The sequence below is a fragment of the Parageobacillus caldoxylosilyticus genome (assembly GCF_019272935.1).
In the GTDB taxonomy this organism is placed as follows: domain Bacteria; phylum Bacillota; class Bacilli; order Bacillales; family Anoxybacillaceae; genus Saccharococcus; species Saccharococcus caldoxylosilyticus.
In genome coordinates, this window is sequence record NZ_CP040553.1 from 2,516,256 (window position 1) to 2,535,973 (window position 19,718).

19 protein-coding genes are annotated in these 19,718 nt (G+C 44.8%); 18 read left to right on the forward strand and 1 reads right to left on the reverse strand.

The annotated features are described in order from the left end of the window. Positions 1-58 precede the first annotated feature (58 nt). Entirely contained in the window at positions 59-448 is a 390-nt protein-coding gene (locus tag BV455_RS12805; RefSeq protein ID WP_042407581.1) for an FxsA family protein, read from the forward strand. 60 nt (positions 449-508) lie between these two features. Here the strand turns inward: BV455_RS12805 and ytvI are convergent, their stop codons facing one another. After that, positions 509-1,627 (reverse strand): sporulation integral membrane protein YtvI, encoded by a 1,119-nt coding sequence (gene ytvI, locus BV455_RS12810; protein WP_081160146.1) that lies wholly within the window; start codon positions 1,625-1,627, stop codon positions 509-511. Between the two features lie 117 nt (positions 1,628-1,744). On the opposite strand from ytvI, the gene BV455_RS12815 reads away from it, so the two are divergent. The 17 genes from BV455_RS12815 to ytxC all read left to right on the forward strand — a co-directional run bounded on the left by BV455_RS12815 (position 1,745) and on the right by ytxC (position 19,574). Next, positions 1,745-2,200 carry a DUF441 domain-containing protein gene (locus BV455_RS12815; protein WP_017437250.1) on the forward strand — a complete coding sequence of 152 codons (456 nt, stop codon included), beginning with the start codon at positions 1,745-1,747 and terminating at the stop codon, positions 2,198-2,200. 281 nt (positions 2,201-2,481) lie between these two features. Next, complete coding sequence (gene citZ / locus BV455_RS12820) at positions 2,482-3,600, forward strand: citrate synthase (protein ID WP_042407576.1); 1,119 nt, start codon at positions 2,482-2,484, stop codon at positions 3,598-3,600. A 77-nt stretch (positions 3,601-3,677) separates the two neighbouring features. Beyond that, a complete protein-coding gene (gene icd / locus BV455_RS12825) occupies positions 3,678-4,949 on the forward strand; it encodes an NADP-dependent isocitrate dehydrogenase (RefSeq protein ID WP_017437248.1) in 1,272 nt (423 codons plus the stop codon). Between the two features lie 31 nt (positions 4,950-4,980). Further along, positions 4,981-5,919 carry a malate dehydrogenase gene (mdh, locus tag BV455_RS12830; RefSeq protein ID WP_026078647.1) on the forward strand — a complete coding sequence of 313 codons (939 nt, stop codon included), beginning with the start codon at positions 4,981-4,983 and terminating at the stop codon, positions 5,917-5,919. 89 nt (positions 5,920-6,008) lie between these two features. Beyond that, on the forward strand, positions 6,009-6,476 hold the full coding sequence (locus BV455_RS12835) for a MaoC/PaaZ C-terminal domain-containing protein (RefSeq protein WP_017437246.1): 468 nt from the start codon (positions 6,009-6,011) through the stop codon (positions 6,474-6,476). A gap of 97 nt (positions 6,477-6,573) precedes the next feature. Continuing rightward, entirely contained in the window at positions 6,574-7,281 is a 708-nt protein-coding gene (locus BV455_RS12840) for a response regulator transcription factor (RefSeq protein ID WP_042407574.1), read from the forward strand. Then, a complete protein-coding gene (pnpS, locus tag BV455_RS12845; RefSeq protein ID WP_017437244.1) occupies positions 7,274-9,028 on the forward strand; it encodes a two-component system histidine kinase PnpS in 1,755 nt (584 codons plus the stop codon). The genes BV455_RS12840 and pnpS overlap by 8 nt, the downstream gene beginning before the upstream one ends. Positions 9,029-9,115: 87 nt before the next feature. Continuing rightward, complete coding sequence (polA, locus tag BV455_RS12850) at positions 9,116-11,746, forward strand: DNA polymerase I (RefSeq protein ID WP_061578736.1); 2,631 nt, start codon at positions 9,116-9,118, stop codon at positions 11,744-11,746. Between the two features lie 16 nt (positions 11,747-11,762). Further along, positions 11,763-12,587 (forward strand): DNA-formamidopyrimidine glycosylase, encoded by an 825-nt coding sequence (gene mutM, locus BV455_RS12855; protein ID WP_218687252.1) that lies wholly within the window; start codon positions 11,763-11,765, stop codon positions 12,585-12,587. Positions 12,588-12,725: 138 nt separating this feature from the next. Continuing rightward, positions 12,726-13,325 carry a dephospho-CoA kinase gene (coaE, locus tag BV455_RS12860; RefSeq protein WP_042407566.1) on the forward strand — a complete coding sequence of 200 codons (600 nt, stop codon included), beginning with the start codon at positions 12,726-12,728 and terminating at the stop codon, positions 13,323-13,325. Between the two features lie 118 nt (positions 13,326-13,443). Beyond that, positions 13,444-14,475, forward strand: a complete 1,032-nt coding sequence (locus BV455_RS12865) for a glyceraldehyde-3-phosphate dehydrogenase (RefSeq protein ID WP_017437239.1) — start codon at positions 13,444-13,446, stop codon at positions 14,473-14,475. Positions 14,476-14,748: 273 nt separating this feature from the next. Continuing rightward, positions 14,749-15,123, forward strand: coding sequence for an adenosylmethionine decarboxylase (gene speD / locus BV455_RS12870; RefSeq protein WP_003248680.1), 375 nt, complete (start codon positions 14,749-14,751; stop codon positions 15,121-15,123). Between the two features lie 131 nt (positions 15,124-15,254). Further along, the gene (locus BV455_RS12875; RefSeq protein ID WP_017437238.1) at positions 15,255-15,653 is read left to right on the forward strand and encodes a hypothetical protein; all 399 of its coding nucleotides are present in this window, start codon (positions 15,255-15,257) and stop codon (positions 15,651-15,653) included. A gap of 70 nt (positions 15,654-15,723) precedes the next feature. Continuing rightward, on the forward strand, positions 15,724-16,185 hold the full coding sequence (nrdR, locus tag BV455_RS12880; protein ID WP_017437237.1) for a transcriptional regulator NrdR: 462 nt from the start codon (positions 15,724-15,726) through the stop codon (positions 16,183-16,185). A 71-nt stretch (positions 16,186-16,256) separates the two neighbouring features. After that, positions 16,257-17,645, forward strand: a complete 1,389-nt coding sequence (locus tag BV455_RS12885; RefSeq protein WP_017437236.1) for a replication initiation and membrane attachment family protein — start codon at positions 16,257-16,259, stop codon at positions 17,643-17,645. Between the two features lie 15 nt (positions 17,646-17,660). Next, on the forward strand, positions 17,661-18,596 hold the full coding sequence (dnaI, locus tag BV455_RS12890) for a primosomal protein DnaI (RefSeq protein WP_081160148.1): 936 nt from the start codon (positions 17,661-17,663) through the stop codon (positions 18,594-18,596). Positions 18,597-18,695: 99 nt separating this feature from the next. After that, positions 18,696-19,574: a putative sporulation protein YtxC gene (gene ytxC, locus BV455_RS12895; RefSeq protein WP_042407562.1), complete on the forward strand. Its 879-nt coding sequence runs from the start codon at positions 18,696-18,698 to the stop codon at positions 19,572-19,574. Positions 19,575-19,718: the final 144 nt, after the last annotated feature.

Here is a 19,718-nt window from a genome sequence, read left to right on the forward strand (position 1 = left end):
AAAACAGAGAAATCATTTCTCTGTTTTTATTTTTCTTTCGAAAGGCAGATGGAGAAGCATGAAATGGGTCATCGGGATATTTATCGTGATTCCGGTCTTGGAGATCGCTCTGTTTATTCTTTCCGGCAAATTGATCGGGATATGGTCTACACTTGTCTTAATTATGCTGACGGGAATGATAGGAATATGGCTTGTGAAACAACAAGGACTGGCAGTGATCGAAAAAGCAAGACGGGAGATGTCATACGGACGCCTTCCGAGCGGCGCGATTCTTGATGGGATTTGCGTGTTCATTGGCGGAGTGCTGTTGTTAACACCAGGTTTTTTTACCGATATACTTGGGGTGTTTCTTCTTCTTCCTTTTACGCGCGCGCTGATGAAACCGTATATCGCCCGCTGGCTGAAATCGCTCTTTCACACGAAAATGTTTTTCTATTTATATCGATAAAGGAAAGAGCCTTTCCGCTATATTTGAAAGGCTCTTTCTCTTTCGCGTTCATTTTGGCGGTTATGGCGTAGATTTTCCGATAATAAAATTCCAAATATCGCGAAATACGTTGGCGCTGTGCAGCGTTCGGATGATGACAAGCACAACTGGCCCTGCAATTAATCCGAGAAAGCCAATTAATTTAAATCCGACAAATAATGCTACTAACGTAGCGAGCGGATCAAGGCCGATCGATGAGGAAAGCACTTTTGGCTCCATAATTTGCCGCTGGACAAGAACGACGATATAAAGCACGCCTAGACCGATAGCAAACGGAATATTGCCGCTTACGGCCGTATAAATAATCCACGGAACGAAGACAATACCCGTTCCTAAATACGGTAAAATATCGACAAGCCCGATAATAAGAGCGATCGTAATTGCATAATCGACGCGGAGAATAAGCAAGCCGATTAAAACAATGACCGTTGTGATGGAAATCAGTGTTGCTTGCGCTTTAATAAAGCCGAACAAGGCCTTCTTTAAATCGCGAAATACCGTTTTTCCGCTTTTGTGCGCTTTTGCCGGCAAAATCGTTTGGACGATGCCTGTAAGCCGACGCCAGTCTTTGCTAATAAAAAACGTAGCCAGCAGTGAAAAAATAAAAACGGTAGCCGCATTTGGAAGCCAAGCGAGCAGCTGCGGGATGTTTTGCAGCACGTGCTGAATAAACTGTCCAACGGTGGTGGCGATTTGTGTGCCTACGGCTTGGATATTATTCATAATTGTATCCTGCTGATCAGCGTCCAAATTTTTAAATAAGACCGCCAAATCTTGATAAAGAGGAATAATTTGCTGGGCAAAAAACATTTCGATATAGGAAACTAATGCTTGGAATTTTTCCGGTACGATATTGGCTAAGTACTGCGTTCCCGAAACGATTTCGGCAATCAAAAGCGTCACCAAACCGGCCACGACCGCAAACAATACGACCAATGTCACGATCACCGCCAGCCATCTTGGCATCTTGGCTTTTCGTTCTAGAAAGTCGACGAGCGGGTTAATTAAAAAGGCAATAAAAAACGCGATGATAAACGGATATGTAACGGTGGATACATAATAAAGAGCAGTCGCTCCGAGAATGGTGACGGCGATGACAAACAAAAAGCGAAGAAAGCTATATAAGTGATGGCGGGACAATGTTTCACCTCCATAAATTTTTCCATATTTATATATTACATGTTTGCTTACGTATAAGCAAAGGGCAAGGTTTCGTGTTGGAAAGTGTGAAATGAATGAAGAAAGGAAGAACCAATGATGAGCGAGTCAGTATTGTTTTTGCTTATTTTATTTTTTATCGGTTTTATTGCAAAAAATCAATCGTTAATGATTGCGGTGGCGGTACTGCTTATTATTAAAATGATTGGGATGGAAGAAAAATGGATTCCTGCGATCCACGCCAAAGGGATTAATTGGGGGATAACCATCATTACAATTGCCGTGTTGGCTCCAATTGCCACAGGGGAGATCGGCTTTAAGCAACTCACTGCTTCTTTGCAGTCATTGTCGGCCTGGATTGCACTTTTATCGGGAATTTTTGTAGCCTTAATTGCAAAAGGAGGGGTTACGCTGTTATCGACCGATCCCCATATGACTGCCGCGCTTGTATTAGGAACGATTATTGCTGTATCGCTCTTTCACGGTGTTGCCGTCGGCCCGCTTATTGGTGCTGGAATTGCTTATATGATTATGAAAATGATAGAATATTTTTGACAGTAATGATTTGAAGGAATAAGCGGTTTTTGACGGATAAAGACCGATGCGGGGTTTCGCGGCTTTCGTCATTATAGATGACAAAAGTCAGATAATTGTTTATAATATAAACAGTTATTTCAATTGTCACCTTCTATTCTAGCGGAAAGGTGGCAATACATAATGCAGTAGAATGTAAGCACTTTCGGCGTCATTTTTTGTCCCGGTTTCGAGCAAGCGCTCACTCTCTTGCCGCATACCGCGGGGGAAGGTAATCATTTTAAAGAAAAGGGGAGATTACGATGACAGTTACGCGCGGTCTGGAAGGGGTTGTCGCCACTACATCAAACATCAGTTCGATTATTGATGACACCCTAGCCTATGTAGGCTACAATATCGATGATTTGGCAGAAAACGCTTCCTTTGAAGAAGTAGTTTATTTGCTTTGGCATCGTGAACTTCCGACAAAGGAACAGTTGGAAGAACTAAAGCAACAGTTAGCCGAAAATGCTGCCATTCCAAAAGAGATTATTGAACATTTTAAAATGTATCCAATCGATAAAGTCCATCCGATGGCGGCATTGAGGACGGCAATTTCGATGTTGGGGCTTTACGATGAAGAAGCCGATGTGATGACAAAGGAAGCAAATTATCGTAAAGCGATTCGTCTGCAAGCGAAAATTCCTACCATTGTAACAGCGTTTGCCCGCGTCCGTAAAGGACTAGAACCTGTCGAACCAAGAAAAGATTTAGGATTTGCAGCCAACTTCCTTTACATGTTAACTGGGGAAGAGCCAAATGAAATTGCAGTGGAAGCGTTTAATAAAGCGCTTGTATTGCATGCTGACCATGAATTAAACGCCTCTACTTTTACGGCGCGCGTTTGTGTGGCAACATTATCTGACATCTACTCCGGCATTACAGCAGCGATCGGCGCGCTCAAAGGGCCGCTTCATGGCGGGGCAAACGAAGCAGTGATGAAAATGCTAACGGAAATCGGAACAGTGGAGAATGTTGAACCGTATATTCGCCGGAAACTGGAAAATAAAGAAAAAATCATGGGCTTTGGCCATCGCGTTTACCGTAAAGGCGATCCGCGCGCGAAGCATTTGAAAAAAATGTCAGAAAAATTAACGAAACTAGTGGGCGAGCCGCATTGGTATGAAATGTCGACAAAAATCGAAGACATTGTGACTTCCGAGAAATCGCTGCCGCCAAACGTTGACTTCTATTCGGCATCGGTTTACCATTGCTTAGGTATTGACCATGATTTATTTACGCCTATCTTTGCGGTAAGCCGGATGTCGGGATGGCTTGCACATATTTTAGAACAATACGATAATAACCGTCTCATTCGCCCGCGGGCGGAATATACCGGCCCGTCAAAACGGGTATACGTGCCGATAGAACAGCGCGGCTAATGATGTTGGCAATAAGGTGAGAAACAAGTTGCCTTTCTCACCTTTTTCATAAAAAACTATAGTTGGAGGTTTTGACCGTGACGCAAGGGGAAAAAATTACGGTAACAAATGGTGTGTTGAATGTACCAAACAATCCGATTATTCCATTCATTGAAGGGGATGGGACAGGCCCGGACATTTGGGCAGCGGCATCCCGCGTGTTAGAAGCCGCGGTAGAAAAAGCGTACAAAGGCGAGAAAAAAATTGTTTGGAAAGAAGTGCTTGCCGGGGAAAAAGCGTATAAGCTGACTGGGGAGTGGCTCCCGCAAGAAACGCTCGATACGATTCGTGAATACATAATTGCGATTAAAGGTCCGTTAACGACTCCGGTCGGTGGAGGAATTCGCTCTTTAAATGTGGCGCTTCGCCAAGAGTTGGATTTATTTGTGTGCTTGCGCCCTGTCCGTTATTTTAAAGGCGTGCCTTCTCCGGTCAAACGCCCGGAAGATACGGACATGGTGATTTTCCGTGAAAACACCGAAGATATTTACGCAGGGATCGAATATGCCAAAGGAACGCCGGAAGTGAAAAAAGTGATTGATTTCTTGCAAAATGAAATGGGCGTCCGTAAAATTCGCTTCCCGGAAACATCGGGCATCGGCATCAAGCCAATTTCCGAACAAGGAACAAAACGGTTAGTGCGCGCTGCGATCAATTATGCGATTAAGCATGGACGGAAATCGGTGACGCTTGTCCATAAAGGAAACATTATGAAATTTACGGAAGGTGCATTTAAAAACTGGGGCTATGAATTAGCGGAAGAAGAATTTGGCGACAAAGTATTTACATGGGCGCAATATGACCGCATTGTCGAAGCGGAAGGAAAAGAAGCGGCAAACCAAGCGCTTGCCGAAGCGGAACAATCCGGAAAAATCATTATTAAAGACGTCATTGCCGACATTTTCTTGCAGCAAATTTTAACGCGCCCGCGTGAATTTGATGTGATTGCAACGATGAACTTAAACGGCGACTACATCTCCGACGCGTTAGCGGCACAAGTCGGCGGCATCGGCATCGCGCCAGGGGCAAACATCAACTATGAAACAGGACATGCCATTTTTGAAGCGACGCACGGAACAGCTCCAAAATATGCCGGTTTGGATAAAGTGAATCCGTCATCGGTCATTTTATCCGGCGTGATGATGTTTGAACATCTCGGCTGGAATGAAGCGGCCAAATTGATTGTTGAGGCGATGGAAAAAACGATCGCGGCCAAAATCGTCACCTATGATTTTGCCCGTCTCATGGACGATGCAACGGAAGTAAAATGTTCTGAATTTGCTGATGCGCTTATTCGCAATATGGAATAACAATAACACATAAGAGAGAGGATGGGGGAATATGACAATGAGACGTAAAAAAATCTCAGTGATCGGTGCAGGATTTACAGGTGCAACGACTGCATTTATTTTAGCCCAAAAAGAATTAGGAGATATCGTCCTTGTCGATATTCCGCAGTTGGAAAATCCGACAAAAGGAAAAGCGCTCGATATGCTCGAATCAAGCCCGGTGCTAGGGTTTGACGCAAACATTATCGGCACTTCCAACTATGAAGACACTGCTGATTCTGATGTCGTGATCATTACGGCAGGCATTGCGCGCAAACCAGGCATGAGCCGCGACGACCTTGTCACCACCAACCAAAAAATTATGAAACAAGTAACAAAAGAAGTGGTCAAATATTCGCCGAACTGCTACATTATCGTCTTGACGAACCCTGTTGATGCGATGACTTACACGGTATTTAAAGAATCGGGATTCCCGAAAAACCGCGTCATCGGTCAATCTGGCGTATTGGATACCGCCCGTTTCCGCACGTTTGTCGCACAGGAATTAAACATTTCTGTAAAAGATGTCACCGGCTTTGTGCTGGGTGGACATGGCGACGATATGGTGCCTCTTGTTCGTTATTCCTATGCCGGCGGCATTCCGCTTGAAAAATTAATTCCGAAAGACCGCCTTGATGCGATTGTCGAACGTACCCGCAAAGGCGGCGGCGAAATAGTGAACTTGCTTGGCAACGGCAGCGCTTATTATGCACCGGCTGCTTCACTTGCCGAAATGGTGGAAGCGATCATTAAAGACCAACGCCGCATCCTTCCGGCAATTGCTTATCTCGAAGGCGAATACGGCTACGAAGGCATTTATTTAGGGGTGCCGACGATTTTAGGCGGCAATGGTATCGAAAAAGTGATCGAACTAGAACTGACGGAGGAAGAGAAAGCAGCGCTTGCCAAATCGGTCGAATCCGTGAAAAACGTCATGCGCGTATTAGAATAAATAGTGGCAAAGACAAAAATTCGGGAATCATCCCGAATTTTTGTTACCTATTTATTGAAAGCGTTTTCTAAAACAAAGGGGTGTTTGACATGCTAAAAAAGCGCAAACTTGGGAGAAATATATCGGAAATTTCGGTCGGGGAAAAACTAGTAATCAACGCGAAAATTGAAGATAAAGATTTGCTGCTTTATCTTGGACTGACGGATGATGCCAATCCGCTATACATCCAGCACGATTACGCTTCCCAGACGCCGCTGAAAAAGCCGATTGTTCCGGCAGTAATGTTAACGGGAATGATTACTTCCGCCATTTCGAAATATTTGCCGGGCCCGGGAAGCCATATTACCAAACAGGAAATTCATTTTCTGAAGCCGGTTTATCATTACGAGCAATTGCAGTTTCTGTTTGAAGTGACAGAAGTAAATGAGGATCATCATAGGATTACAATTTCTGTGCAAGCGACGCGGGACGAAGACAAAGTACTCGAAGGAACGCTGTCCGTCTGTCCGCCGTATGTTTTATCTCCGCTTGATGGCCGGGTGTTAGAAAATTTTTGAGCAAAAACCGCCTGTTTCGTAAGGCGGTTTTTTTTAGTTTTATGGTATGATAAACATGGACAAACTTAATTCTAAAATAGCAGAGCGGAGGAGAAGGATGGGCAAAAAAGTGTTAGTTGTCGACGACGAACAATCGATTGTCACGCTATTAACATACAATTTGGAACAAGCAGGATTTACGGTCGTGACGGCAAACGATGGCGAGGAAGCGATCGAGAAAGTAGCCGATGAACAGCCGGCGTTAATCATTTTGGACTTGATGCTTCCAAAGCTCGATGGGGTCGAAGTGTGCAAACAATTGCGCCAGCAAAAAGTGATGACACCGATTTTAATGTTGACGGCGAAAGACGACGAATTCGACAAAGTGCTCGGGCTCGAACTTGGCGCGGATGACTACATGACCAAGCCGTTTAGCCCCCGTGAAGTCATCGCGCGGGTGAAAGCGATTTTGCGGCGCACGCAGCTTTCCAATCCTGCCGAGGAAAGCGAGGAGCGAATCGTCATTGGTGACTTGGAAATTTTTCCAGACAATTATGAAGCATATTTTGCCGGAAAACAGCTCGAGCTTACTCCGAAAGAATTTGAACTGCTTCTTTATCTAGCCAAACATAAAGGCAGGGTGTTAACGAGAGATCAACTGCTTAGCGCGGTATGGAATTATGATTTTGCCGGCGATACTCGTATTGTCGATGTTCATATCAGCCATTTGCGGGAAAAAATTGAACATGATACGAAAAAACCTTTATATATTAAAACGATACGGGGGCTTGGATATAAATTAGAGGAGCCAAAACGGAATGACTAGCTTCCGCACACGTCTGTTGTTCTGGCTGGTGACATTGATTGTCACGGTATTGATATGTCTTGGACTATTGCTTGGGCAATTATTTAAAGACTTTTATGTGGAAACGATGAATAAACGGTTGGAAAAAGAAGCAAAAGCAGTTGCCATTTTGTTGAAAAACGAATCACTGGCGCAAATTCGCCCCGACTTACAAGAAATGAGCGAGGAGCTGTCCTCGCGCATCACGATATTAAACCGCGAGGAAAAAGTGGTGTTTGACACCGGGCACGTTGCCAATATTAACGATCAAGCTCATGAGCAGATTATTCGCGACATTTTACACAAAAAACAATTTCACCAATTTTCGATTATCGAAAAAACGAATGATGTATATTATTATATTGTTCCTTACACAAAGGAAGGGAAAAACGCAGGATATGTCATTTTAAGCTCTCCGACCAATTCGTTGAAAAAGGTGAACCAGCAAATTTGGGGAGTATTGGTCAGCAGCCTGGGCACCGCTTTGATTGTCATTATTTTGCTTGGGTTAAAAATTGCCAATCAATATATGAAGCCGATCGAAGCGGCAACAGAAGTAGCTGTTGAGCTGGCGAAAGGAAATTATGAAGCAAGGGTGCCAAACGGGGAATACAATGAAGCGGGGATGCTCGTTCAATCCATTAACCGGCTTGCCCGCAATTTGCAGGAAATCAGCAAATCTCGGGAAATGCAAACCGACCGCCTTCATACACTGATCGAAAACGTCGGAAGCGGGCTTATTTTAATTGACAGCCGCGGCTACATTAATTTAATTAACCGCGCCTTTAAGGAATGCTTTCATATTCAACCATCCGATTATTTGTACCGGCCGTATACGGAAGCATTTATTCATAAAGAAATTGTACAACTTGTAGACGACATTTTTATTAAAGAAACAAACATTCGCAAACAGTTGTTATTGACGATTGGCATCGAACGAAAGCATTTTGAAGTGTACGGCGCCCCGATTATCGGCACGAATGACGAATGGCAAGGCATTGTGCTCGTTTTCCATGATATTACCGAGCTAAAAAGACTGGAACAAATCCGCAAAGATTTTGTCGCTAACGTTTCTCATGAGTTAAAAACGCCGATTACCTCGATTAAAGGATTTGCCGAAACGCTGCTGGATGGGGCGATGAAAGATGAGCAGGCGTTGCAGCACTTTTTGTCAATTATTTTAAAAGAAAGCGAACGTCTGCAGACATTAGTGCAAGAGTTGCTTGATTTATCGAAAATCGAGCAGCACGGGTTTGAGCTTCAGATGGAAACGGTCGATTTAGTAGCGGTGTTAAAGGAAGCTGCCGCTATCTTTCAACGCAAAGCGGAAGAAAAAGGCATTCATTTTTATTGGCATGCGCCTGCTGCGGCATATATAAAAGGGGATGTCAACCGTCTTAAACAAATTTTCATTAATTTGATTACAAACGCGTTAACGTATACGCCAAAGGGTGGAAAAGTAGAGATCGTCATTGAGGAACAAGCGAAGGAGATTCTTCTTCACGTTAAAGATACAGGCATTGGCATTGAACAAGAAGAGATTCCGCGCATTTTCGAACGCTTTTACCGAGTCGATAAAGCGCGTAGCCGCAACTCGGGCGGAACGGGTTTAGGACTGGCGATTGTCAAACATTTAGTGGAAGCACACCACGGCTATATTACGGTCACAAGCAAAGTCGGGCACGGTACGGCATTTACGGTGCACTTTCCAAAGCTATTCCAAAAGTAAACGAGAACGAAAAAACGTTCTCGTTTTTTTATTTATAGATGGGATCATGGTACAATAGGAACAAGAGTGCTAGAGGAGGGGAATGCGTTGAAAAAGAAGCTAGTATTGATTGATGGAAACAGCGTTGCCTATCGCGCTTTTTTTGCGCTGCCGCTTTTACATAACGATAAAGGGATTCATACGAATGCTGTATATGGCTTTACGATGATGCTGATGAAAATTTTAGAAGAAGAAAAACCGACACATATGCTTGTTGCCTTTGATGCCGGGAAAACGACGTTCCGCCACAAAACGTTTACCGAATATAAAGGAGGGCGGCAGCAAACGCCTCCGGAATTATCGGAGCAATTTCCGTTGCTTAGAGAGTTGCTTCAGGCATACCAAATCTGCTCCTATGAGTTGGAAAATTATGAAGCGGACGATATTATCGGCACGCTGTCAGCAAAGGCCGAAAAAGAGGGATTTGAGGTTAAAATCATCTCTGGCGACCGCGATTTGACGCAGCTTGCCTCTGATCATGTGACGGTAGATATTACCAAAAAAGGCATTACTGACGTCGAATCGTATACGCCGGAAACGGTGCGGGAGAAATATGGACTGACGCCGGAACAAATTATTGATTTAAAAGGATTAATGGGCGACAAGTCGGATAATATTCCAGGAGTGCCTGGCATTGGCGAGAAAACGGCGGTAAAGCTGTTAAAACAATTCGGTTCGGTGGAAAACATATTGGCATCCATCGAGCAAATCAATGGGAACAAACTAAAGGAGAATTTAGAGAAGTACCGTGATTTGGCGCTGATGAGCAAGCAGCTGGCGACCATTTCCCGCGATGCGCCGATCGAGCTCTCATTGGAGGATATCGAATACCACGGGCAAGATGTTGACAAAGTCATCGCTTTATTTAAAGAGCTTGGGTTTAATTCGCTTCTTGACAAAGTAGCTCCGCAAACGAAAAAAGAAGAGGCGGTACTGCCAAACATCGATTATACGATCGTCGAGGAAGTAAGCGAGTCGGTGCTCGCCGATCGGTCGGCGCTCGTTGTCGAAGTGCTGGAATCCAATTATCATAAGGCGCCGATTTTAGGGTTTGCGCTAGCGAATGAACACGGCCACTTCTTTATCCGCACCGATACCGCCCTGTCATCGCCGTTGTTTACCGCCTGGCTCGAAGATGAAACAAAGAAAAAAAGCGTTTTTGACGGAAAGCGGGCGATCGTTGCGCTAAAATGGAAGGGCATTGAGCTGCGTGGAATCGAGTTTGATTTATTAATCGCCTCGTATTTATTAAATCCATCGCAATCGACGGAAGATGTCGCTTCGGTGGCAAAAACGAAGCAATATATGGCTGTGCAATCCGATGAAGCCGTATACGGCAAAGGCGCCAAACAAACCGTGCCGGAAGAAAAGGCGCTGGCCGAGCATCTTGTGCGCAAAGCGGCGGCCATCCGCGCTTTAGAAAAAGAGTTTATACACGATTTGCAAGAAAATGAACAATACGCTTTATTTACCGATTTGGAATTGCCGCTGTCTTCGATTCTCGCTGAAATGGAATTTACCGGCGTAAAGGTTGATGTCGAGCGCTTAAAAGAGATGGGAGAAGAATTGACCGAGCAGCTCCGTGCCGTGGAGCAGGAAATTTACGAACTGGCGGGACAAGAGTTTAACATTAATTCGCCAAAACAATTGGGGGTTATTTTATTTGAAAAGCTGCAGCTGCCTGTATTGAAAAAAACAAAAACCGGATACTCCACATCGGCGGATGTATTGGAGAAGCTGGCGCCTCAGCACGAAATTGTCGAGAAAATTTTACATTACCGCCAGTTAGGAAAACTGCAGTCGACCTATATTGAAGGATTGCTAAAAGTAGTGCATTGCGACACCCACAAAGTGCACACCATTTTTAATCAGGCGCTGACGCAAACGGGGCGGCTAAGCTCCACGGAGCCGAACTTGCAAAACATTCCGATCCGTTTAGAGGAAGGGCGGAAAATTCGCCAGGCGTTCGTTCCGTCCAAGCCGGATTGGGTCATTTTTTCCGCCGATTATTCGCAAATTGAGCTGCGCGTGCTTGCCCATATTGCCAATGATGAAAATTTAATCGATGCGTTTCGCCACGATTTAGATATTCATACGAAAACGGCGATGGATATTTTCCACGTCACAGCCGATGAAGTGACGCCAAACATGCGCAGGCAGGCGAAAGCGGTGAACTTTGGCATTGTTTACGGCATCAGCGACTACGGGCTGTCACAAAATTTAAACATCCCACGAAAAGAGGCAGCGGAATTTATCCGCCGGTATTTTGAAATTTTTCCGGGCGTTAAGCAGTATATGGAAAACATCGTCCAAGAAGCGAAGCAAAAAGGATATGTCACGACGCTGTTGCACCGCCGCCGCTATTTGCCGGACATTACGAGCCGCAACTTCAACCTGCGCAGCTTTGCCGAACGGACGGCGATGAATACGCCGATTCAAGGAAGCGCCGCCGATATTATTAAAAAGGCGATGATTGATTTGGCGGATCGGCTAAAGCAAGAAAAGCTGCAAGCGCGGATGCTGCTGCAAGTGCATGATGAATTGATTTTGGAAGCGCCGAAAGAAGAAGTAAAGCGGCTGCAGCAAATTGTTCCTGAAGTGATGGAAAATGCGATACAGTTAAAAGTGCCGCTTAAAGTCGATTATCATTATGGACCAACATGGTATGACGCAAAGTAAAAGGAAGGGATGAAGGATGCCGGAACTGCCGGAAGTAGAAACGATTCGCCGCACTCTTATTCCGTTAACCGTTGGCAAAACGATCGAAGAAGTGCGGGTGTTTTGGCCAAAGATCGTTCAATATCCAGCCGATGTGACGGAATTTGCTGAGACGGTCAAAGGACAAACGATCCATGATATTGAACGGCGGGGGAAATTTTTAAAATTTATGCTCGATAAACATGTGCTCATTTCCCATTTGCGAATGGAAGGACGCTATGCGGTTTGGCGCAAGGGTGACCCTGCCGAACCGCATACCCATGTTATTTTCCGCTTTACCGATGGTACAGAACTTCGCTATCGCGATGTAAGAAAGTTTGGGACGATGCATCTTTATCCTAAAGGAGAAGAAGATGGCCGGCCGCCTTTGTCCCAGTTGGGCCCTGAACCGTTTTCTGAAACATTTACTGCAAATTTTCTTGCAGAACGGCTGCGAAAAACGAACCGTACCATCAAAACAGTGCTTCTTGACCAAACGGTTGTCGTTGGGTTCGGTAATATTTATGTAGATGAGTCATTATTCCGTGCGGGAATTCACCCTGAACGTATCGCGTCGTCGTTAACCGATGAGGAAGTTGCACGTTTACATCGCGAAATGGTGGCAATATTACAAGAAGCGATCGAAAAAGGAGGAAGTACGGTAAGGTCATACGTCAACACACAAGGAGAAAGCGGAATGTTTCAACTGCAGTTATTCGTGTACGGACGAAAAGGAGAACCGTGCAAACGCTGCGGGCAACCGATTCAAAAAACGGTTGTCGCCGGACGCGGCACCCATTATTGCCCTTGTTGCCAACGCTGATAAATGGGAATGACTCGATCAAAAACATAAATGTGCAAGGAGTCAAATCGAGGCGCTTCTCTGGCGTTTTTCGCGCATGTGTCGTTATAGCGGAAAGCATGGATCAGACGAATCGACGTGCATAAGGGAGAGGAAATCATGACGCTGACGATTGGATTGACCGGCGGCATCGCAAGCGGGAAAAGCACGGTGACCAAGATGATTCGCGAGCTGGGGATTCCGGTGATTGATGCGGACCAAGTCGCGCGCGATGTCGTCAAAGTGGGAGAGGAAGCATACACACAAATTGTCGCAACGTTTGGCCAGGATATTTTGCAGACAAACGGGGAAATCGACCGGGCCAAACTAGGAGCGATTGTCTTCCATAATGAGCAGGAACGAAAAAAGCTGAATGCCATCGTTCATCCGGCGGTCCGCCGCCGCATGATGGCGGAAAAAGAAGAGTACGTGCAAAGCGGGGCGAAAACGATTGTCCTCGATATTCCGCTTCTATTTGAAAGCGAGCTGACTCATTTGATCGATAAAGTCATTGTCGTATACGTCGATGATGAGGTGCAGCTCGAACGGCTAATGAAACGAAACGGGTTTTCGAAAGAGGAGGCGCTGGCGCGAATTCGTTCGCAAATGCCGCTTCGTGAAAAAGTCAAAAAAGCAGATGCCGTCATCAATAATAACGGAACGGTGGAAGAAACAAAACAACAGCTTTTGCAAATTTTAAGAGAATGGGACGCCCTTTAAAATGGGCGTCTTTTTTTATCATTTTGCTGAATTTTTTCTCCACATTTCACAAAAATATGATATACTATTTATGCGTAAATTCGTTAATTAGTATAACATATATGAGAGGAGAACATAAATGAAAGCGAAAGTAGCGATTAATGGATTCGGAAGAATTGGAAGAATGGTATTTCGCAACGCCATCCATTCTCCACACCTCGATATCGTGGCGATTAATGCAAGCTATCCATCCGAAACGTTAGCGCATTTAATAAAATATGATTCCAATCACGGCAAATTTGACGGAGAAGTCATTCCGCTCGAAGATGGCCTTCTCGTTGATGGAAAAAAGGTAAAACTGCTCAGTTCGCGCGATCCAAAAGAGCTACCGTGGAAAGAGCTCGATATTGATATTGTCATCGAAGCGACAGGAAAATTTAATTCCCGCGAAAAAGCAAGCCTTCACCTCGAAGCAGGAGCGAAGCGTGTCATTTTAACCGCACCGGGGAAAAATGAGGATGTCACGATTGTCGTTGGCGTCAATGAGCATGTGCTTGATATCGAAAAGCATTACATCATTTCCAACGCTTCCTGCACGACAAACTGCCTTGCCCCTGTGGTAAAAGTGCTCGATGAAGCATTTGGCATTGAAAACGGTTTAATGACAACGGTCCATGCTTATACAAACGACCAAAAAAATATTGACAATCCGCATAAAGATTTGCGCCGCGCCCGCTCTTGCGCACAGTCGATCATCCCGACAACAACGGGAGCGGCAAAAGCGCTAGGACTAGTATTGCCTCATTTAAAAGGAAAACTGCATGGAATGGCGCTCCGTGTTCCGACGCCAAACGTATCGCTCGTTGACTTGGTCGTGGATGTGAAAAAAGAAGTGACGGTGGAAGAAGTCAATGAAGTGTTTATTCGTGCCGCAAACGGCCCGCTAAAAGGCATCCTCGATTTTACGATGGAGCCGCTTGTTTCGATCGATTTTAATACGAATCCGCATTCGGCGATTATTGACGGCCTTTCGACGATGGTGATGGAAGGACGGAAAGTAAAAGTATTAGCATGGTATGATAACGAATGGGGCTATTCTTGCCGCGTCGTCGATTTAGCGAATATGGTCGCTGCTAAAATGATGGAAAAATTAAGCGTAAATGCAGGATAAAAAGGCGCTGGTCTTACCGGACCAGCACTTTTTTATGTGATCGGCAAGGGGGGTTCGCATCTTTTGTAAAAAAATTTAAAAAGCATGTTGCAAAAACAACATAAACAAAGTATACTATGTCTCGTGAACTTCTTAAAGGCAACGGTAATGTGACTACTTAAAGGGTTAGGACCTCTTAGGACTAACTTTCCCCCGTGGTAGTTATACATGCCATTATTGCAAAGGAATTTCATGTTTCTATTTAAGAAAATTTGTTTAAAGGGGGATTATGGAATGGACACAATGGGTCGTCACGTTATCTCAGAATTATGGGGATGCGATTTTGATAAGCTGAACGATATCGAATTTATTGAAAAAACGTTTGTCGATGCCGCACTGAAATCGGGTGCGGAAATCCGCGAAGTAGCATTTCATAAGTTTGCACCACAAGGTGTCAGTGGAGTAGTCATTATTTCTGAATCCCATTTGACGATTCACACATTTCCAGAGCATGGCTATGCGAGCATTGATGTTTACACATGTGGACATTTAGATCCGACCATTGCGGCAGATTATATCGCCGATAAACTCGGGGCCCAAACGCGGGAAACGATTGAACTTCCGCGCGGCATGCGCCCGATTGAAGTGAAAAAAGCGCAAGCATTATAATCGTAACGAGCGAAAGAAAAGAGGTGCGAAACGGTGGCGCCTCTTTTTTATTTTCAATAGTAGTACCCTTCTCGCCCAAAATAATGGTATGATAATGATGAAGTTAAGGAGAAGAATGAGGAGAAGTCGCGATGAGTGCTTGGAAAAAATGGAAATATGCGCTAACCAATCATTGTGAAACAAGGGACAATCATGAAGATGAAGAACTGCGGAGCCATTACTATAAGGCGACAAACAATGCGGTGATGAAAGCGGTAAAGGAGCTATTTGCCTCTTCCCCAGATTATGAATTGCTATCTGTTTCAGAGGAAAGGGGCGAATTTAGCGCGCAAACCCGCCGTGGCAAAAAGGTGTTTATTATCGCTACTGTGATCTCCGTCCGGCCGCTGGAAACCGCGGTGGACTTTTCCGTCACTACAGAAACGACATTGCTGCCGTTTGATTTCGGCCGGAGCCGCAACGTCATTATTGATTTGTACCGAAAGCTGGATCAGCGCCTGCCGTATATCGGATCGGGGCTGAATGCCTAATGAAACGGCTTGTCCGCTCTTTGTTGTTCCGTTATTATAAAAGATAAGAATAAAAAACGGAGTTGGTTTTATGAGATGCCCATCATGCCAGCATCACGGCACAAGAGTTCTCGATTCGCGGCCAGTGGATGAAGGGCGTTCGATCCGGCGCAGGCGGGAATGCGAACAGTGCCACTACCGCTTTACAACATTTGAAAGAGTGGAAGAAATGCCGCTCATTGTCGTGAAAAAGGAAGGAACGCGTGAAGAATTCAGCCGTGATAAGATTTTGCGCGGCTTAATTAAAGCGTGTGAAAAACGGCCGGTTGCGTTAGAAGAGCTGGAAAAAATTACACAGGATATCGAACGGGAGCTGCGCAACCAAGGCGTCGCTGAAGTAAAAAGTGAAACGATCGGCGAAATGGTGATGGAGCGGCTGTCGAAAGTCGATGAGGTGGCGTACGTCCGTTTCGCCTCCGTATATCGCCAATTTAAAGATATCAACGTATTTATCGAAGAGTTAAAAGAACTAATTAAAAAAGGACAGCGTTAAAGGGCTTATTTGCATATCGGTAACAAGCCCTTTTTTTCATCGTCCAAACTAAGCAACGGAAGGTCGAGAACATGGAACACCATTGGAAAGAGTTAATTCCGGTTGACCGTTATACGGTGCGAAGCAATGGAGTGCTGCATGACTTTGATCGAAAAGTGCTGACGCTTCTTTATCAACCGCTAATCGGTTATCGCGCCTTATGTTTATATATGACGCTATGGAGCGAATTAGAGCTGCTTTCGGAGAAGGAAACGACCCATCATAGCCTGATGGCGCTGATGCAGTGCAATTTAAAAGAAATTTATGAGGAACGTTTAAAATTAGAAGGGATTGGATTGTTAAAGACGTATGTGAATATTGAGCATGGCGATGAACCGAAGTTGTTCATTTACGAATTGCAGCCGCCGTTAGCGCCGGAGCAGTTTTTCACCGACGGAATGCTGAACGTTTTCCTCTATAATCGCATTGGCAAACATAAGTTTCAACAATTAAAACAATTTTTTTCCACCTCCGCGATCGACCAAACGAAATTTTCCTCTGTTACCCGTTCGTTTCATGATGTTTTTGCTTCTGTTCATATCGAGCAGATGGTGGCGAACATTCATGGGGAAATGCAAGAAGATTTGCAGCTGGCCGATGGGTATGAATATGTTGGCCGAAAAGAAAACACCTATCACCTCGACGATGACGTATTTGATTTCGAATTATTTTTTGCCGGTTTGTCGAAACATATGGTGCCAAGACGGGCGATTACGGCAAAAGTAAAAGAAGCGATCAAAAAATTGGCGTTTTTGTATGGTGTTGGACCACTTGATATGCAAAAAATTGTCATGAGCGTCATCGACCCGTCTTATCATATTGATATCGATGCGCTGCGCAAAGCCGTCCATGAATGGTATGAATTTGAACGCGGCGATTCATTGCCAAACTTGAGTTTACGAGTACAGCCGCTTCCATATCGAACCATGACGAATGTCGAGCCCAAAACGAAGGAAGAACAGCTGATGAAACAGCTGGAAACGATTTCTCCCCGCCAGCTGTTAATCGAAATTTCCGGCGGAGCTGAACCGTCGATGAGCGACTTGCAGCTGATTGAAGATATTATGTTTCAGCAGAAACTGCTTCCTGGCGTGGTGAACGTATTAATTTATTATGTCATGCTGCGGACGAATATGAAACTATCGAAAAAATATGTGGAGAAAATCGCAAGCCACTGGGCGCGCAAAAAAGTGCGCACCGTCAAGGAGGCAATGGAGCTGGCAAAGCAAGAAGCGAAAACGTACCAAAGCTGGGCGGATGAAAAAAGCAAAAGAACAAATAGAAGAACCGTGCGGAAAGAACTGTTGCCAGAATGGCTTAATATGGATTATAGTCAAAGCGATGAGCAAGATAATGAGGTCGACATTGAGGAAAAACGGCGCGAGCTGGAAGAACGGCTAAAAAAATACCGCGACGAATAATAGGATGTGAAAGCAATGGAACGAGTGAATCAATTATTACATCGGCTGCTAGGCAGAAAAGATTTTCAGCAGCGTTATGAACAAATGAAGCGGCAGATTTTGACGCATCCGGAAGTACAAGCGTTTTTGCGCGCGCATGAGCAGGAAATTACAAAAGAGATGGTAGACCGCAGTTTAATGAAACTGTACGAATTTATCGAGCAAAGCAAAAACTGCGATCAGTGTCCGAGTTTAGAGCAATGTAAAAACTTTTTGAAAGGATATCATCCTCATCTCGTTATAAAAGGGACGGTCATTGATGTAAAGTATGACCGCTGCCCGGCGAAAATCAAGCATGATGAACGTAAACAGCAGGAATCGCTCATTCAAAGCTTATTTGTGCCGCGCGAGATTTTGCAAGCGTCGCTGTCCCATCTTGATCTGGATGACGAAGGGCGAATGAAGGCGATTGAGCTGGCCGACCGTTTTGTTTCCGAGTATGAACCGGGAAAAAAGATGAAAGGCCTTTATTTATACGGCTCGTTTGGCGTTGGAAAAACGTATATCCTTGGCGCGATTGCCAACGCGCTGGCGAAAAAAAACGTCCAGTCGCTGATCGTGTATGTTCCCGAATTTTTCCGTGAGCTGAAAAGTTCGCTGCAAGATCAAACGGTGAACGAAAAACTTGATTACGTCAAAAAAGTGCCTATTTTAATGCTCGATGATATCGGCGCTGAATCGATGTCAAGCTGGGTGCGCGACGACTTGCTGGGACCGATTTTGCAATATCGGATGTTCGAAAATTTGCCGACGTTTTTTACCTCGAATTTTGATTTGCAGCAGCTTGCCCATCATTTGACGTATTCGCAGCGCGGCGAGGAGGAACAGGTGAAGGCGGCGCGCATTATGGAGCGGATTCTCTATTTGGCGCAACCGGTAGAAGTAAAAGGCAAAAACCGCCGTCTTGAATAGGATATTTCCGAAAACGGAAATATCCTTTTTTTATTCTAAACGACCGTTTGTCCCCATATATATAGAAACAAGCATTGACTCGTAAAGGGGGGACAGCGCTTGATTGAAATTTATTTGGAACAGGCAAGCGATGCGGAAAAGTTGTTTTCCTTATTGAAGGAGAGAGAGAAAAAAACGGTTCATCCGCTCTTTCGCACAACATATAACGGAAAATCCCTTGTTGCGATTTACATATATGAGAATCACGACGGCGTCATCTGCTCCGATATCATACCGGCTATCACGAATTTTATTTTGCGTTTTATTGAAGACCGGTTGTTATTATCGATCATTTCTGGTACGTTTTATTTTCAAGACAAGGAAGAACAGCAGCAAATTTTGCAGCTCGCCCATTCGTTTCTTGATGGCGAACGATATGACTACCGCAAAGGAAAACAGCTTTCCGTTTCCCGAGAAACATTGGTTCGAGAAGCGTTAGAGCAATTTTTAACAGATGGGCTTTCTTTTTCCTTCTCTTCCTTTATCACGTTTCGCCTAAAATCGTATATGGAGCGGCTGCAACATTACGTCGAGCTGGCGATCGATGAATATAAGCTGGAACAGGAATATCAAAATTTTGTGCAAACATTGCGCGACTGTATCGCAGCACGGCCACCGAAACTGTCACAAATCCATTTAGTCCACCAACCGCCGTCTTTTCTTTTTTACGATGAGAAGCTGCGGGAAATTACCGCGGGAGAATTGAAACAATGGATTGACCGCAATTTAATCGTCAGCCAGCCGATGTACATCGATTCTTCCGTGCTGGCGCCGCTTGTCTCCATCGCCCCGGATACGATTTATTTATATACCGACCTTATCGATGACGGAATGGTGCAAACGATTCAAAACGTGTTTCAAGAGCGAATCCGTCTTTACAGCCGCAGCGATTTTGCGCACCAGCGCGCGACGGGTGCAGGGCATGAGAAAGGAACTTGATTTTTCCATGAACCTGTTCTATAATAGCGTACATGAAAGAAATATGGAAAAGTGATGATGAGGACACGGGTGTATTTTTACGGTTTCCAGAGAGGGAAGGCAGCGGCTGAAACCTTCCTAACACGAAAAATACACTTACCACCT

Bases quoted from the DNA above. Each gene is read 5' to 3' on its own strand.
- citZ (WP_042407576.1), top strand. From the start codon at position 2,482: ATGACAGTTACGCGCGGTCTGGAAGGGGTTGTCGCCACTACATCAAAC.
- nrdR (WP_017437237.1), top strand. From the start codon at position 15,724: ATGAGATGCCCATCATGCCAGCATCACGGCACAAGAGTTCTCGATTCG.
- speD (WP_003248680.1), top strand. From the start codon at position 14,749: ATGGACACAATGGGTCGTCACGTTATCTCAGAATTATGGGGATGCGAT.
- BV455_RS12865 (WP_017437239.1), top strand. From the start codon at position 13,444: ATGAAAGCGAAAGTAGCGATTAATGGATTCGGAAGAATTGGAAGAATG.
- BV455_RS12875 (WP_017437238.1), top strand. From the start codon at position 15,255: ATGAGTGCTTGGAAAAAATGGAAATATGCGCTAACCAATCATTGTGAA.
- pnpS (WP_017437244.1), top strand. From the start codon at position 7,274: ATGACTAGCTTCCGCACACGTCTGTTGTTCTGGCTGGTGACATTGATT.
- mutM (WP_218687252.1), top strand. From the start codon at position 11,763: ATGCCGGAACTGCCGGAAGTAGAAACGATTCGCCGCACTCTTATTCCG.
- BV455_RS12815 (WP_017437250.1), top strand. From the start codon at position 1,745: ATGAGCGAGTCAGTATTGTTTTTGCTTATTTTATTTTTTATCGGTTTT.
- dnaI (WP_081160148.1), top strand. From the start codon at position 17,661: ATGGAACGAGTGAATCAATTATTACATCGGCTGCTAGGCAGAAAAGAT.
- coaE (WP_042407566.1), top strand. From the start codon at position 12,726: ATGACGCTGACGATTGGATTGACCGGCGGCATCGCAAGCGGGAAAAGC.
- BV455_RS12840 (WP_042407574.1), top strand. From the start codon at position 6,574: ATGGGCAAAAAAGTGTTAGTTGTCGACGACGAACAATCGATTGTCACG.
- BV455_RS12885 (WP_017437236.1), top strand. From the start codon at position 16,257: ATGGAACACCATTGGAAAGAGTTAATTCCGGTTGACCGTTATACGGTG.
- BV455_RS12805 (WP_042407581.1), top strand. From the start codon at position 59: ATGAAATGGGTCATCGGGATATTTATCGTGATTCCGGTCTTGGAGATC.
- BV455_RS12835 (WP_017437246.1), top strand. From the start codon at position 6,009: ATGCTAAAAAAGCGCAAACTTGGGAGAAATATATCGGAAATTTCGGTC.
- mdh (WP_026078647.1), top strand. From the start codon at position 4,981: ATGACAATGAGACGTAAAAAAATCTCAGTGATCGGTGCAGGATTTACA.